Annotated in this window: 7 protein-coding genes, 1 tRNA gene and 1 rRNA gene; 2 read left to right on the top strand and 7 right to left on the bottom strand. The window is 69.2% G+C overall.

Annotated features, from left to right (window positions below; translation table 11 throughout):
- Positions 1 to 29: 29 nt before the first annotated feature.
- The 4 genes from AC068B_RS09800 to AC068B_RS09785 all read right to left on the bottom strand — a co-directional run bounded on the left by AC068B_RS09800 (position 30) and on the right by AC068B_RS09785 (position 10513).
- Positions 30 to 935: a helix-turn-helix domain-containing protein gene (locus tag AC068B_RS09800; RefSeq protein WP_478670334.1), complete on the bottom strand. Its 906-nt coding sequence runs from the start codon at positions 933 to 935 to the stop codon at positions 30 to 32.
- A gap of 206 nt (positions 936 to 1141) precedes the next feature.
- Complete coding sequence (locus tag AC068B_RS09795; RefSeq protein ID WP_478670333.1) at positions 1142 to 3931, bottom strand: DNA translocase FtsK; 2790 nt, start codon at positions 3929 to 3931, stop codon at positions 1142 to 1144.
- A gap of 146 nt (positions 3932 to 4077) precedes the next feature.
- On the bottom strand, positions 4078 to 4761 hold the full coding sequence (locus AC068B_RS09790; RefSeq protein WP_055564115.1) for a response regulator: 684 nt from the start codon (positions 4759 to 4761) through the stop codon (positions 4078 to 4080).
- 244 nt (positions 4762 to 5005) lie between these two features.
- Entirely contained in the window at positions 5006 to 10513 is a 5508-nt protein-coding gene (locus AC068B_RS09785) for a HAMP domain-containing protein (protein ID WP_478670331.1), read from the bottom strand.
- 348 nt (positions 10514 to 10861) lie between these two features.
- Between AC068B_RS09785 and AC068B_RS09780 the strand changes: the two genes are divergently transcribed.
- Entirely contained in the window at positions 10862 to 13483 is a 2622-nt protein-coding gene (locus tag AC068B_RS09780) for a SpoIIE family protein phosphatase (RefSeq protein ID WP_478670328.1), read from the top strand.
- A gap of 97 nt (positions 13484 to 13580) precedes the next feature.
- Here AC068B_RS09780 and AC068B_RS09775 read toward each other — a convergent pair.
- A tRNA-Thr gene (locus tag AC068B_RS09775) sits at positions 13581 to 13653 on the bottom strand.
- Positions 13654 to 13769: 116 nt separating this feature from the next.
- On the opposite strand from AC068B_RS09775, the gene AC068B_RS09770 reads away from it, so the two are divergent.
- Entirely contained in the window at positions 13770 to 14693 is a 924-nt protein-coding gene (locus tag AC068B_RS09770; protein WP_478670325.1) for an extracellular catalytic domain type 1 short-chain-length polyhydroxyalkanoate depolymerase, read from the top strand.
- Positions 14694 to 14696: 3 nt separating this feature from the next.
- On the opposite strand, the gene AC068B_RS09765 is transcribed toward AC068B_RS09770, so the two are convergent.
- Positions 14697 to 15359, bottom strand: coding sequence for a DegT/DnrJ/EryC1/StrS family aminotransferase (locus AC068B_RS09765; RefSeq protein ID WP_478671239.1), 663 nt, complete (start codon positions 15357 to 15359; stop codon positions 14697 to 14699).
- A gap of 117 nt (positions 15360 to 15476) precedes the next feature.
- Positions 15477 to 15566 (bottom strand): 5S ribosomal RNA (gene rrf / locus AC068B_RS09760); the annotation flags it as partial.

The raw sequence follows: 15566 nt of genomic DNA, 5'->3' as shown, positions 1-15566 counted from the left end.
CCGCTGGTCAGCGGCGGTACGGGAGGCTGTCAGCCGACCTCGGGGTCGCCCTTCGTGTACGTGAGGCGCTCCACCTGGCCGGGCTCGAATTCGTTCTCGACCTGCTTGCCGTTCACATACAGCTCGATCGCTCCGGCGTCGCCGAGGACGAGGTCGACCTTCTGCTTGTCCTGGAACGTCTTGTCCTGGCCCTGCTCGAGGACGCCGTCGAAGAGCGTGCGGCCGCTGTGGTCCTTGGCCGAGATCCAGCTGCGGCCGTCCGCGGCCTGGACCTTGACCGTGACCTTGTCGCGCGGGACCCCGGCGATGGCGCTGTCCGAGGGATCGGGCTTGGGGTCGGCGGGCTTGGTGGGCTTGGGCTTCTCGGCGGACTTGGTCGGGGCCGCGGTGGCGCCTTCGGCGACCGACTTGGAGCCGTCGTCGCTGTCGTCGCCGCCACCGAACGCGGTGAAGCCGACGAAGCCGATCACCGCGACGATCGCGGCGACCATGGCCGCGGTCCAGTTCGGGCGGCGCGGCTCGGAGCGGATGCGCTCGGCCTCGAAGAGGGGCGCAGCCGGTGTGGGCGCGGGCGGGTGGCCGCCGTGGCCCTCGTCGTACTGGGCGACCAGCGGGTTCGGGTCGAGGCCGACGGCGCGGGCCAGCGTCCTGATGTGGCCGCGGGCGTACACATCGCCGCCGCACCGGGAGAAGTCGTCCTGTTCGATCGCGTACACGATCGGGACGCGCACTCGGGTGGACGTGCTGACTTCGTCGACGGTCAGACCGGCGTCGACGCGGGCCTGCTGCAGGACGCGGCCGATCGAGGGCCGTTCCTCGGCCGGTCGGTCGCCCGCCCGGCTCTCGTCGGCCGGACTCTCGTCCGTGACGCTGTCGGTGCGGTCGAGGCGGTCGTCCGAAGGTTGGTCGTCTTCAGGGGAGTTGCCGATGGACACGGGGGCGCCTTTCGAGCGTGTAGCCACCTGCCGGAGGTTCAGTTTAGGGGGGCCTTGAAAGGGTGGGGCAACCGGGCGGACGGACTTTGTACGCCATCAGAATGGCCGGACATCCTGATGGTGGGACATCGTGCTCTTCTCTCCCTCAACTTGACGTATGCCGAAGAGAAACGGTTGCCTGCCCTTCCCTTACGGGTGAGCCTTGCTCACCCTTCTGGGTGAGCCTCCCCGCGGATCACCGCGAGCACGCCGTCCAGCTCATCAGGTTTCACAAGAACGTCACGAGCCTTGGACCCCTCGCTCGGCCCCACGATGGAGCGCGACTCCATCAGGTCCATCAGCCGCCCGGCCTTGGCGAAGCCGACGCGCAGCTTGCGCTGCAGCATGGACGTGGACCCGAACTGTGTGGAAACCACCAGCTCAGCGGCCTGACAGAGCAGATCGAGGTCGTCGCCGATGTCCTCGTCGATCTCCTTCTTCTGCTTGGTGCCGACGGTGACGTCGTCCCTGAAGACGGGCGCCATCTGGTCCTTGCAGTGCTGGACGACCGCGTGGATCTCGTCCTCGGTGACGAAGGCGCCCTGCATACGGGTGGGCTTGTTCGCGCCCATCGGCAGAAACAGTCCGTCGCCCTTGCCGATGAGCTTCTCCGCGCCCGGCTGGTCGAGGATGACGCGGCTGTCGGCGAGCGAGGAGGTCGCGAAGGCGAGCCGGGAGGGCACGTTCGCCTTGATCAGGCCGGTGACGACGTCCACGGACGGGCGCTGGGTGGCGAGCACGAGGTGGATTCCGGCGGCGCGCGCGAGCTGCGTGATGCGCACGATCGAGTCCTCGACGTCGCGCGGCGCGACCATCATCAGGTCGGCGAGCTCGTCGACGATCACCAGCAGGTACGGGTAGGCCTTGAGCTCGCGCTCGCTGCCCTCGGGCGTCTTGAGCTTGCCGTCGCGCACGGCCTGGTTGAAGTCGTCGATGTGCCGGTAGCCGAACGCCGCGAGGTCGTCGTAGCGCAGGTCCATCTCGCGGACGACCCACTGGAGCGCCTCGGCGGCCCGCTTGGGGTTGGTGATGATCGGCGTGATCAGGTGCGGAATGCCCTCGTACGCGGTGAGCTCGACGCGCTTGGGGTCCACGAGGACCATCCGGACGTCCTCGGGCGTCGCTCTTATCATGATCGACGTGATCAGGCAGTTGATGCAGGACGACTTGCCGGATCCAGTGGCTCCGGCCACCAGGATGTGCGGCATCTTCGCCATGTTGGCCATCACATAGCCGCCCTCGACGTCCTTGCCGAGCGCGACGAGCATGGGGTGGTCGTCCTCGGCCGCGTCGGCCAGGCGCAGCACGTCCCCCACGTTGACCATCTCGCGGTCGGTGTTCGGGATCTCGATGCCGACCGCGGACTTGCCGGGGATGGGCGAGATGATCCGGACGTCCGGGGACGCGACGGCGTACGCGATGTTCTTGGCCAGTGCCGTGATCTTCTCGACCTTCACGGCGGGGCCGAGCTCGATCTCGTAGCGCGTGACCGTCGGGCCGCGCGTGAAGCCGGTGACGGCGGCGTCGACCTTGAACTCGGTGAAGACGTTCGTCAGCGAGTCCACGACCGCGTCGTTGGCCGCGCTGCGGGTCTTGCCGGGGCCGCCGCGCTCCAGGAGGTCGAGCGAGGGCAGCGAGTAGGTGATGTCGCCGGCGAGCTGGAGCTGCTCGGCTCGCGGCGGCAGCTCGCGGTGGGTCTCGGGCGCGGACTTGGTGAGGTCCGGCACGGGGCTGTCGGCGGCCTCCTGCGGCTTCTTCTTGAGCTTGCCGGGCACCGGCGCGTCCGTAGCGCGCGCGGGCGGCACAGGCGCCTTGTGGTCCCGCTCCTCGCGCTGTCCGCGCTCCTCCCGCTCCCCGGAGACGCCCTGCGTCAGATCGGCGACCAGCGGCGAGGGAGGCATGCCGTGCATCACGGCGCCGTCCAGGGCGGCGGCCGCGGCGGCCGCCACGTCCACGGCGTCCATCGGCCGGTCCATGTCCGGCTGTACGGGTGCCCTGCGCGGCCTGCGGCGCTTCGTGAGCGCCTCTTCCTCGGCGTGGTCGGGGTCGTACGCGTCCGGGGCGGGGCTGCGCCTGCGCGAGGGGCGCTCGGGCAGCGCCTCGCGCCACTGCTCGTCGTAGCGCTCGTCGTCGTCCGTGAAGTCGTAGGCCTCGGGTTCCGGCTGGATCACGCCGAGCTTGACCCCTAGCAGCCGCAGCCGCTGCGGGATGGCGTTGACGGGCGTCGCCGTGACGACGAGCAGTCCGAAGACGGTGAGGAGCACCAGGAGCGGCACCGCGAGGATCTCGCCCATGGTGAAGATCAGGGGTGTGGAGGCGCCCCAGCCGATCAGGCCGCCTGCGTCCCTTATGGCCTGCATGCCGTCGCTGCGGGCCGGTGAGCCACAGGCGACGTGGACCTGGCCGAGGACGCCGATGACGAGGGCGGACAGGCCGATCACGATGCGGCCGTTGGCCTCGGGCTTCTCCGGGTGCCGGATGAGCCGTACGGCGATGGCGCCGAGCAGCAGCGGCACCAGCAGGTCGAGGCGGCCGAACGCGCCGGTCACCAGGACCTCGACGAGGTCGCCGACCGGGCCGCGCAGGTTCGACCAGGTGCCCGCCGCGCAGATCAGCGCGATACCGAGCAGCAGGAGCGCGAGGCCGTCCTTGCGGTGGGCCGGGTCGAGGCCCTTGGCGCCCCGCCCTATGCCGCGGAACATCGCGCCGACCCCGTGCGCCAGGCCCAGCCAGACGGCGCGCACGAGCCGGTACACGCCCCCTGTGGGGCTGGGCGCCGGCTTGGGCGCGGGCTTCTTGGCAGCGGCCTTCTTGGCCGGTGCCTTCTTCGCGGGCGCCTTCTTTGCCGCGGTTTTCTTCGCGGGCGGTCTGGCAGCGGCCTTCTTCGCCGGAGCCTTCGTCGGCGCGGCCGCCTTCTTTGCGGGCGTCTTCTTGGCTGCGGACTGACGTGAGGCCATGGGTGTGAGGTTACCGGTGCGAGCCACTGCGGACACGTGTGCCCACTGCTTCACCCGTTCGTGTCGCCCCTGTGGAGGCGGAGAACTGACGGTGATTCACCGGGTGCCCGCGGCACGAAACCTCGTCAGTGAGGCTTCGCGCCGCGTCAGTTCTGCGAGGGGACCGAAGGGGCGCCGGTGCCGGTGCCCGGCTCCAAGGCGTCAAGAGCCCGCCGCAGACCGGTGAGTTTGCGTTCGAGATGGGCCGCCGTGGCCACCGCCGCCGCGTCCGCCGACTCGTCGTCCAGCTGTTTGGAGAGCGCCTCGGCCTGCTCCTCGACCGCGGCGAGCCGCGCCGACAGCTCGGCGAGCAGCCCCGCGGGCTCCTTCGCGTCACCGGCCGCCGCCTTGCCGCCGCCCTCCAGCTGGAGCCGCAGCAGCGCCGCCTGCTCCCGCAGTTGGCAGTTCTTCATGTACAGCTCGACGAACACCGAGACCTTCGCGCGCAGCACCCACGGGTCGAACGGCTTGGAGATGTAGTCCACAGCGCCCGCGGCATACCCGCGGAAGGTGTGGTGCGGCCCGTGGTTGATGGCGGTGAGGAAGATGATCGGGATGTCCCGGGTCCGCTCCCGCCGCTTGATGTGCGCCGCGGTTTCGAAACCGTCCATTCCTGGCATCTGGACGTCCAGCAGAATGACCGCGAAGTCGTCCGTGAGTAGTGCTTTGAGCGCTTCCTCCCCGGACGATGCCCGCACCAGTGTCTGATCGAGCGCAGAGAGGATGGCCTCCAGCGCCAGCAGATTCTCCGGCCGGTCATCGACCAGGAGGATCTTGGCCTTCTGCACCATGGCCCGCCCTCCTCGCCCCGGCGAAACACCGGGCGCCGCCCCAGAGGACGACTCCCTTGCGCCGCCCGTCCTTGTGCCGGTCATGGTAGCCGCACCCCGCCTGTCGCCACACCCTGTCACCGCGATGTCACTGTGCACGTAGCAGAAACGCGGTGGGAGACCAGAAGGTTCCCCGAATACCGCGGTTCTACACGACCTCCGCCACACTCTGTCAGCAACTCCGTGTGACGAAGCCGGTTCTCGGTCACTGATCGCGCATCCACTGCTCCATCACCGACAACAGGTGATCCGGGTCGACCGGCTTCGTAACGTAATCGGAAGCTCCGGAGTCGATCGCCTTCTCCCGGTCGCCCTTCATCGCCTTCGCGGTGAGCGCGATGATCGGGAGCCCGGCGAACTGCGGCATCCTGCGGATCGCCGTCGTCGTCGCGTACCCGTCCATCTCGGGCATCATGATGTCCATCAGAACAACCGTCACATCGTCGTGCTGTTCCAGCACTTCAATGCCTTCACGGCCGTTCTCCGCGTACAGCACCGCGAGACCGTGCTGCTCCAGGACGCTGGTGAGCGCGAAGACGTTACGGATGTCGTCGTCGACGATCAGCACCTTCTCGCCGCCGAAGTGGAAACCGGGCCGCGCCGCGGCCGGTGTCTCCTGGCCCGCGGTCGGCCACGGCTCCTGCGCCCGCTGCTCCTCCTGGGCTCCGCTGACCGGCTGCCCCGGCAGCACCGAGGGCTCCTGCGCGGACGCGGAACGGCGCCGCCTCCGGAAGAGCGCGGAGGTCCCCAGCGGCTCCTCACGGCGCACCGGAGCGATCTCCGGCTGTGCGGTGCCCTCGGCGGCGGGAGCCTCCTCCAGAGCGGGCAGTTCGCGCGGCTGGGGCGAGGGGGCCAGCTGTGCATAGCCCTGGGGCGGCAGTTCGCTCGGGTGCAGCGGCAAATAGAGGGTGAAGGTGGAACCGCGTCCCGGCTCGCTCTGCGCGTGGATCTCGCCGCCCAGCAGCCGCGCGATCTCCCGGCTGATGGAGAGGCCGAGGCCGGTGCCGCCGTACTTCCTGCTGGTCGTGCCGTCGGCCTGCTTGAACGCCTCGAAGATGACGCGCATCTTGCTGGCGGCGATGCCGATGCCGGTGTCCGTCACCGAGAAGGCGATCAGGTCGGCGTCGGCGTCCCGCAGCGAACCCGCTTCCAGGAGCTGCTCGCGGATCGCGTTGGGCACGTCGTTGTTGGCGTGCCGGATCACCAGCTCGACCGCTCCGGAGTCGGTGAACTTCACCGCGTTCGACAGCAGGTTGCGCAGCACCTGCAGCAGGCGCTGCTCGTCCGTGTGCAGCGTCGCGGGAAGTTCCGGGGACACCCTTACGGAGAAGTCGAGTCCCTTCTCCGCGGTCAGCGGCCGGAAAGTGGCCTCTACGTAGTCAACGAGTTGGACAAGGGCGATGCGCGTCGGGGAGACGTCCATCTTGCCCGCCTCGACCTTCGACAGGTCGAGGATGTCGTTGATGAGCTGCAGCAGGTCCGAGCCCGCGCCGTGGATCGTCTCGGCGAACTCGACCTGCTTCGGGGTGAGGTTCGCGTCGGCGTTGTCGGCGAGCAACTTGGCGAGGATCAGCAGCGAGTTGAGCGGCGTGCGCAGCTCGTGCGACATGTTCGCGAGGAACTCGGACTTGTAGCGCATCGAGACCGCGAGCTGCTCGGCCCGCTCCTCCAGGACCTGCCTGGCCTCTTCGATCTCGGTGTTCTTGACCTCGATGTCACGGTTCTGCTGGGCCAGCAGCTCGGCCTTCTCCTCCAGCTCGGCGTTCGAGTCCTGGAGGGCCTTCTGCCGGTTCTCCAACTCGGCCGAGCGCTCCCGCAGTTGCTCGGTCAGCTCCTGCGACTGCTTGAGCAGCACCTCGGTCTTGGTGTTGACGCTGATGGTGTTGACGCTCGTCGCGATCATCTCGGCGATCTGGCTGAGGAAGTCCTTCTGGATCTGCGTGAAGGGCTGGAAGGCGGCCAGCTCGATCACCCCGAGCACGGTCCCCTCGAAGAGCACCGGGAGCACGATGACCTGCGCGGGCGGCGCCTCCCCCAGGCCGGACGCGATCCGCAGGTAGCCGGAGGGCGCGTTCTCCACGAGGATGGTGCGCCGCTCCTTGGCGGCCGTCCCGATGAGCGTCTCGCCGGGCCGGAAGGACGTCGGCATGGACCCCATCGAGTAGCCGTAGCTGCCGAGCATCCGCAGCTCGTACGCATCCTCGTGGTCGCCCCCGAGATCCTGCCCGTCGTCCGTGGGCATCGCCAGGAAGAACGCGCCGTGCTGCGCGGAGACCACCGGCGTCAGCTCGCTCATGATCAGCGAGGCCACGTCGTCCAGATCGCGGCGGCCCTGCATCAGGCCGGAGATCCGCGCGAGGTTGCCCTTGAGCCAGTCCTGTTCCTTGTTGGCGAGGGTCGTGTCGCGCAGGTTCGCGATCATGGTGTTGATGTTGTCCTGCAGGACCTGGATCTCACCGGCCGCGTCGACCTCGATCTTCAGGTTGAGGTCGCCGCGGGTCACCGCGGTGGCGACCTTCGCGATGGCGCGCACCTGACGGGTCAGGTTCCCCGCCATCTCGTTCACGGACTCGGTGAGGTCGCGCCACGTGCCGTCGACGTCCCGCACCCGAGCCTGACCGCCCAGCTGGCCCTCCGTGCCCACCTCGCGGGCGACGCGGGTGACCTGCTCGGCGAACGACGACAGCTGGTCGACCATCGTGTTGATGGTGGTCTTGAGCTCCAGGATCTCGCCCCGGGCGTCGATGTCGATCTTCTTGGTCAGATCACCCTTGGCGATCGCGGTGGTGACCATCGCGATGTTGCGGACCTGACCGGTCAGGTTGGACGCCATCGAGTTCACGGACTCGGTGAGGTCCTTCCACGTACCGGAGACGCCCGGCACCCGCGCCTGGCCGCCCAGGATGCCGTCCGTGCCCACCTCGCGGGCCACGCGCGTGACCTCGTCGGCGAACGAACTCAGCGTCGTCACCATGGTGTTGACCGTGTCGGCCAGCTGCGCGACCTCGCCACGCGCCTCGACCGTGACCTTCTTGGTGAGGTCTCCGTTGGCGACCGCCGCCGAGACCTGGGAGATGTTCCGCACCTGGCTGGTCAGGTTGTTGGCCATCAGGTTGACGTTGTCGCTCAGGTCCTTCCAGATGCCCGTGACGCCCGGCACCCGCGCCTGCCCGCCCAACTGGCCCTCGGTGCCCACCTCGCGGGCCACGCGCGTCACCTGCTCGGCGAACGACGACAGCTGGTCGACCATCGTGTTGACGGTCGTGACGAGTTCGAGGATCTCGCCCTTCGCGTCGACGGTGATCTTCTTGGAGAGGTCGCCCATGGCGACGGCCGTGGTGACCTCGGCGATGTTCCGCACCTGGAGGGTGAGGTTGTTCGCCATGCCGTTCACGGACTGCGTGAGGTCCTTCCAGGTGCCCGAGACGCCCTGGACCTCGGCCTGGCCGCCGAGGATGCCGTCCGTGCCCACCTCGCGGGAGACCCGGGTCACCTGCTCGGCGAAGGCGGACAGCTGGTCCACCATCGTGTTCAGGGTGTTCTTCAGCTCCAGGATCTCGCCGCGCGCGTCCACGTCGATCTTCTGGGACAGGTCACCGCGGGCCACCGCCGTCGCGACCTGCGCGATGTTGCGCACCTGCGCGGTGAGGTTCCCGGCCATGCCGTTCACCGAGTCCGTCAGGTCGCGCCACACACCGGCCACGCCGGGCACCTGCGCCTGACCGCCCAGGCGCCCCTCGGTGCCCACCTCGCGGGCCACCCGGGTCACCTGGTCGGCGAAGGCGGAGAGCTGGTCGACCATCGTGTTGATGGTGTTCTTCAGCTCCAGGATCTCGCCGCGGGCGTCGACCTCGATCTTCTGGGAGAGATCACCGCGCGCCACGGCCGTCGTCACCTGCGCGATCTGACGCACCTGCGACGTCAGGTTCCCCGCCATGAAGTTGACGGAGTCGGTCAGGTCCTTCCACGTACCGCTCACGCCGTCCACACGGGCCTGACCGCCGAGGCGCCCCTCCGTGCCCACGTCGCGCGCCATCCGTGTGACCTGGTCGGCGAAGGACGACAGTTGGTCCACCATCGTGTTCACGGTGTTCTTCAGCTGGAGCATCTCACCGGAGACGTCCACGGTGACCTTCTGCGACAGATCGCCGTTCGCGACCGCCGTCGTCACCTGCGCAATGTTCCTGACCTGCCCGGTGAGGTTGCGGAAGGCGGTGTTCACCGAGTCGGTGAGGTCCTTCCACGTACCGGCCGCGCCCTGCACCTGCGCCTGGCCGCCGAGCTCACCCTCGACACCGATCTCCCGCGCCACCCGCGTCACTTCGGAGCCGAAGGCCGACAGCTGGTCGACCATCGTGTTCACGGTGTTCTTCAGCTCGAGCATCTCGCCCGCGACGTCGACCGTGACCTTCTGCGACAGATCGCCGTTCGCCACCGCCGTCGTCACCGTCGCGATGTCCCGCACCTGTGTGGTCAGGTTCCGGAAGACCGTGTTGACCGAGTCGGTCAGGTCCTTCCACGTCCCGGCGGCGCCCGGCACATTGGCCTGCCCGCCCAGCTGCCCCTCGGCGCCGACCTCGTTCGCCACCCGGGTGACCTCGTCCGCGAACGTACGCAGCGTCTCGGTCATCTGGTTGATCGTCTCGGCGAGCTGGGCGACCTCGCCGCGCGCGCTCACCGTCACCTTCCGGGACAGGTCACCGTTGGCGACCGCCGTCGTGACCTCGGCGATGCCGCGCACCTGCGCGGTGAGGTTGCCCGCCATGAGGTTCACCGAGTCGGTGAGGTCCTTCCACACGCCCGCCACACCCGGCACCTGCGCCTGGCCGCCGAGCTCGCCCTCCGTGCCGACCTCGCGGGCGACGCGCGTCACCTCGGACGAGAACGACGAGAGCTGGTCCACCATCGTGTTGACGGTGTTCTTCAACTCCAGCATCTCGCCCGCGACATGGACCGTGACCTTCCGCGACAGGTCACCCTTGGCCACCGCCGTCGTCACCAGCGCGATGTCCCGGACCTGCGCGGTCAGGCGGTACGCCATGGTGTTCACGGAGTCCGTGAGGTCCTTCCACGAACCGGACATCCCGCGCACCCGGGCCTGACCACCGAGCTTGCCCTCGGTGCCGACCTCGCTGGCCACGCGCGTGACCTCGTCCGTGAACGTGGAGAGCTGGTCGACGAGGTTGTTGACCGTCCGCCCGACCTTCAGGAACTCACCGCGCAGTGGATGACCGTTTCCGTCGGCCCCCGGCGCCCGCAGCTCCATGCGCTGCTCCAGGTCACCGTCCGCCACCGCGGAAAGCACCCGGCCGACCTCGGAGACCGGCCGTACAAGATCATCGACCAGGGCGTTCGACGCGTCGATCGCGGCCGCCCAGGAGCCCTCGCTGGCGCCGCCCTCCAGTCGTTCCGTGAGTTTTCCCTCACGTCCGACCATGCGCCGCACCCGCGACAGCTCACCCGTCAGATGCAGATTCCGGTCGGCCACCTCATTGAAGACCGCGGCGATCTCCGACATGACGTCGTCACCGGAGACCGTCAGCCGCTTGCGGAAATTGCCGTCCCGCATCGCCACCAGGGCCGCCAGCAGCCTGTTCAGAGCCGCCGCATCCACGGAAGCCGTCGTCCCGTTGCGCGGTTTGCGCTGTTTGTTCAGGGACTGTCCGTCTTTCGCGCGCGTCTTAGTGCCCCGCGTCGCTGCGCCAGACTCCACTGTGTCCCTCCCGCAAGGGTCGACCGGTACTGCTCGGGTTGTTCTGCCCTGTCTCCATGAAGCTTGCCCAGTGTTTCACCATGGCCGAACCAGGCCATAACAGTTCGGCAGCTTCGCACACCGTCCGCACACCCTCCGGGCGGAAACACTGACGACCGGCATCAGCATGGACGGCGAAGGTAAGTAACCTTGCATCCGGCTGTCCAACCACCCCGGTCCTGCCCGGCCTGGGCGGTGGTACACGAAACAAGCGGGCATCGGAGGGGCGGCCGCACCATGGGTTCGGGAGAACTGGGCGTCGATACAGTCGACTCCGTCGATACTGTCGATACTCGTACGAGGAGTGCTGTGATCACCGCGCGTGCGGCTGCCACCTTCGACCCCGTCGGGCGTTCCGTCGCGACGGCCCGCTCCTTCGTGCGCGACACCCTCCAGGGCTGGGGATTCTCCGACGTCGTCGACGATGCCGTCGTCCTCACCAGCGAGCTGGTCACCAACGCCGTGGTGCACGCCGGTACGGCCGCCGACGTCGAGTGCCTGCGCAGCGAGGACGCCGTCCGGATCGAGGTCTCCGACCACTATCCGGAGCGCGAGATCCCGCTCCAGCAGTCCTCCGTGAACATGGGCAGCCCCGACCGCGAGGGCGGCCGCGGCCTCCAGCTCTGCGCCGCGCTCGCCACCCGCTGGGGCGTCGACTACACCCCCACGCACAAACAGGTCTGGTTCCAGCTCGACCTGCCCCAGCGCTCCGTGGGCACCCGCGCCGCGGGCCCCGCGCTCCCGGCCGACCTCCTGCCCATCGCCGACGGCAGGGTCCGCGTCGCCGTCATCCAGATCGACCGCCTGGGCGCCATCTCCTCCTGGAACGAAGACGCAGGCGAGCTCTTCGGGTACGTGGCCGAGCAGGTCATCGGCAAGCCCCTCAACGACCTGGCGGCCTGGCCCCACACCCCGGGCACCAGCACCGGCATCGCCGAGGCCCTCCAGCTCTCCCGCTGGGAGGGCAGCTACGGCGTCCGCAACACCCACGGCCGCGTGATCCCCGTGTACGCCTCGCACCTGCGCGTCCGCGACTCCGACGGCGAACCTTCGACGGTCTGCCTCCTCGTGCGCGACGACGAGCGCGCCGTGCTCCAGACCCCGCTGCGCGGCACGGCCCCCGACCCCGGCTCCCTCAGCGAGCCGCACGCCGCGGACCCCTTCGAGGTCTTCATCGGCTCCCCGGCCCCCGACGACCTCGACGGCCTGCTCCAGCGCACCGTCGAGCGCGCCCGCGACATGCTCGACGGCGACGCGGCGTTCCTGCTCCTGGCCACCGACGACGAGACCGAGCTCGAAGTACGCGCCTCGACGGGCCTGCCGTCGGCCCGCCAGCGCTTCGCCCGCGTCCAGGTCGAGTCGGCCCCCGGACGCTACGGCTCCGCCCGCATGCCCGCCGTCCACGAGGACCTCACGGTCGTGCCGGGCGCCGTCCCGCTGCTCTCCGGCACCGGCATGCGCTCCGTCGTCACGGTCCCCCTGAAGGTGGAGGGCCGCCTCACGGGCTCCCTGGGCGTCGCCGCCGAGGCCTCCGGGCGGTACTCGAACGAGGAGGCCCTGCGTCTCCAGTTCGCCGCCGACCGCATCGCCCTGGCCGTGGAGTCCGCCCGCCTCGGCGAGCTCGAAAGGCTCCGCCGCGGCTCGCTCTCCTTCCTCGTCGAGGCCTCCGACCTCCTCGCGGGCACCCTCGACCGGGACCAGACATTGGCCCTCATGGCCCAGATGACGGTCCCGACGCTCGCCACCTGGTGCGCCGTCTACACGATCGCCGACCAGTCCGCCGAGCCCTACCTCTCGTACGTCCTGCACGAGGACGAGGAGCGCATCGACGGCCTCAAGGCCCTCCTCGCCAAGATCGCCCCACCGGACCCGGTGCCCACCCCGGGCGCCCGCGTCTGGGCGGCCCCCTCCGAAGCCGCCCACGAGGACGCCCTGCGCACCTCCATGCGCAGCCTGGGCCTGGGCGAACCCCCGGCCCTCGGCTCGGGCATCGGCACGACGCTCTCCACCGCCTCCGCGGTGGGCGGCGAGACCGTGGTCCTCCCGCTGGTCGCCCGCAACCGCGTCATCGGGATGCTCACCCTCGGCAAGCCTGCCGACGAGCACTTCCGCCAAGAGATCCTGGAATTGGCCGAAGATCTATCCCGCAGGGCCGCCCTGGCGCTCGACAACGCCCGCCTCTACTCCGAGCGCATGGCCATCAGCCAGTCCCTCCAGCGCAGTCTGCTGCCACCGGGGCTCCCGCAGGTCCCGGGTGTCGAGGTCGAGGTCATCTACCGCGCGGCAGGCGAGGGCAACGAAGTCGGTGGTGACTTCTACGACCTCTTCCCGATCCGCGACGGCGCGTACGGCTTCGCGATCGGCGACGTCTGCGGCACGGGCCCGGAGGCCGCGGCCGTCACGGGCCTCGCCCGGCACGCCCTGCGCCTGCTCGCCCGCGAGGGCTTCGGCGGCCCGGCGGTCCTCGAACGCCTCAATGCCGCGATCCTCGACGAGGGAGCCCGCAGCCGCTTCCTGACGCTCCTGTACGGCGAGTTGTGGCCCCAGGAGGACGGCTCGGCGGTCCTGAAGGTCGTCTGCGCCGGCCATCCGCTGCCGCTGCGTCTGCGCCAGGACGGCACGGTCGAGCCGTACGCGGAACCGCAGCCCCTGCTCGGCGTCATGGACGACCTGGAGCTGTACGAGCAGACGATGACGCTCGACCCGGGCGACGTCCTGCTGTGCGTCACCGACGGCGTCACGGAGCGCCGCGAGGGAACGCGCATGCTCGGCGACGACGGCCTCGCCGACGTCCTGACGACCTGCACGGGCCTCACGGCGGGCGCGGTCGCGGGCCGCATCATGCGCGCGGTGGAGCGCTTCGCCACGGACGCCCCGTCGGACGACATGGCGATCCTCGCGATGCGGGTCCCCGGCCTCCAGAAGGACTGAGCGTTCCGGGGCGCCGCCGAGCGGCGCCCCGGCCTCCCGGTCCCCCCGGGATACCAAAAAGGCCCCCGCCCAACTGGGCGGAGGCCTTTCCGACTTGAGCCCCCAAGCGGAATCGAACCGCTGACCTTCTCCTTACCATGGAGACGCTCTACCGACTGAGCTATAGGGGCCTGTTGTCCTTGGGGGTTTTCCCCGCGGCAACGGAATAGATCATACCTGAAATCGAAGGTGCCTCGAACCGTCCGTTCCTCTGGACCGCCCGCGCCGACGCTGCCACTCTGCGCGCATGCCGACCCGACGCGGTACGCATCTGAGGTACGCATATCCCCTGACCCTCACCGCGTTGCTCCTGCCCCTCGCGGCCTGCGGGTCCGACGAGGCGAACAGCGCCTCGGACCAAACCCCCACCAAAGAACCGACAGCCGCCACTGAGACCCCACGCCCCGGCGACCAGAAGGTCACGATCTCCTGGAAGGGCCAAAGGCGCAGCTACACCGTCCACGCCCCACCCGGCTTCTCCCGCGCCGAAAGCCTCCCGCTCGTCGTCGCCATGCACCCGTATCCGGGCGACGGCAGAGCCGCGGCCGCCGTCAGCGGACTCAACACCAAGGCGGACAAGGAGAACTTCCTCGTCGCCTATCCCGACGGCCTCAACAAAGGCTTCAACGCCTTGATCTGCTGCGGTTCCGAAGACGATGTCGGCTTCATCCGTACGATGACGAAGCGCCTGACCCGCACGTGGAACGCCGACCCGGGCCGCGTCTACGCCACCGGCATCTCCAACGGCGCCGACATGGCGTACAAGCTCGCCGTCGAACTCCCCCACACCTTCGCGGCCATCGCCCCGGTCAGTGGCGGATATCTCGGCAAGGACCCCGAGGACGCGTCCTACGTACCGAAAACCCCGGTCTCCGTCATCACGTTCCTCGGCGGCGCCGACCGCTACTTCGCCGCGATGGACCAGGGCATCGAGACCTGGCAGCGACGCCTGTCCTGCAGAGCGGGACGCCCCGGCAAGCTGAAGAAGAACATCAAGAAGACCTCGGCCGAATGCCGGGACGGCTCGCACGTGGTCGTCTATCGGCTGCCCGGCATGGGCCATGCCTGGCCGGACGGCGCGGGCGGCGGAATGTCCGACCCGACGGCAGGCATCAACGCGACCGACCTGATGTGGGAATTCTTCAAGTCCCACATCAGGCCGGCCGCGTAGGGCTCAGAAGGCCGGCTGCAGAAGCCCACCGAGCGCATTGCACGCGGACACGACGCGCTGGAGTTCGCGCCGCGTCATGGCCGCGCCGACCGGCAGCGCCAGCGTCTCGTCCGCGGCCCGTTCGGTCTCGGGCAGCCGCACGTCCCGCCAGAACTGCGGCATGCGGTGCACAGGGGTCTTCACCGGCACATGGCAGTCAACGCCCTTGGCCCGTACGGCGCGTGCGAACGCGTCCCGGTCGGGCCGCCCGTTCCCGGGCACGCGCACGACGTACTGCTCGTAGCTGTGCCCCTCGCCGCCGTCGGGCGTCATGACGCCGCTGAGCCGCCCGCTGAGATACGCGGCATGCGCCCGCCGACGCGACAGCCCGTCGTACGAAGCGTCCGACTCGCCCTGCTCCAGGACGAGCAGACCGTGCCGCTGTCCTACGTCCCGCAGCCGCCGCACGTCGGCCTGGTTGCCGAAGCGGTGTACGACGACGACGGCGGCCGTCCGCGGGGTGACCACGGCGGCGACGGCGTCGGGATCCAGGCAGTACGTGCTGGGCTCTATGTCAGCGAAGACGGGCACCGCTCCCGCGAGGGTCACGGCTTCCGCCACCTCGGTGTTCCCGTAGGCGGGCACGACGACCTCGTCACCGGTACCGACACCGGCGGCGCGCAACATTCCAACTGTCCCCATGTGCCGGATGTTGGCTGCGCAACGTGAACGGCAAGTAACAGAAAACAAAAAAGAGCTGGTCCCTGAACCGAAGTTCAGGGACCAGCTCTCTTATTAAAATGAGTTCGGCGGCGTCCTACTCTCCCACAGGGTCCCCCCTGCAGTACCATCGGCGCTGTGAGGCTTAGCTTCCGGGTTCGGAATGTAACCGGG

The organism is Streptomyces sp. NPDC042371 (genome assembly GCF_056437465.1).
Note: the sequence above shows the minus strand (reverse complement) of the source record. Positions and strands in the feature narration are given on the sequence as shown.

Coding starts and splice junctions, on each gene's coding strand:
- AC068B_RS09770 (WP_478670325.1), top strand. CDS start 13,770: ATGCCGACCCGACGCGGTACGCATCTGAGGTACGCATATCCCCTGACC.
- AC068B_RS09765 (WP_478671239.1), bottom strand. CDS start 15,359: ATGTTGCGCGCCGCCGGTGTCGGTACCGGTGACGAGGTCGTCGTGCCC.
- AC068B_RS09795 (WP_478670333.1), bottom strand. CDS start 3,931: ATGGCCTCACGTCAGTCCGCAGCCAAGAAGACGCCCGCAAAGAAGGCG.
- AC068B_RS09790 (WP_055564115.1), bottom strand. CDS start 4,761: ATGGTGCAGAAGGCCAAGATCCTCCTGGTCGATGACCGGCCGGAGAAT.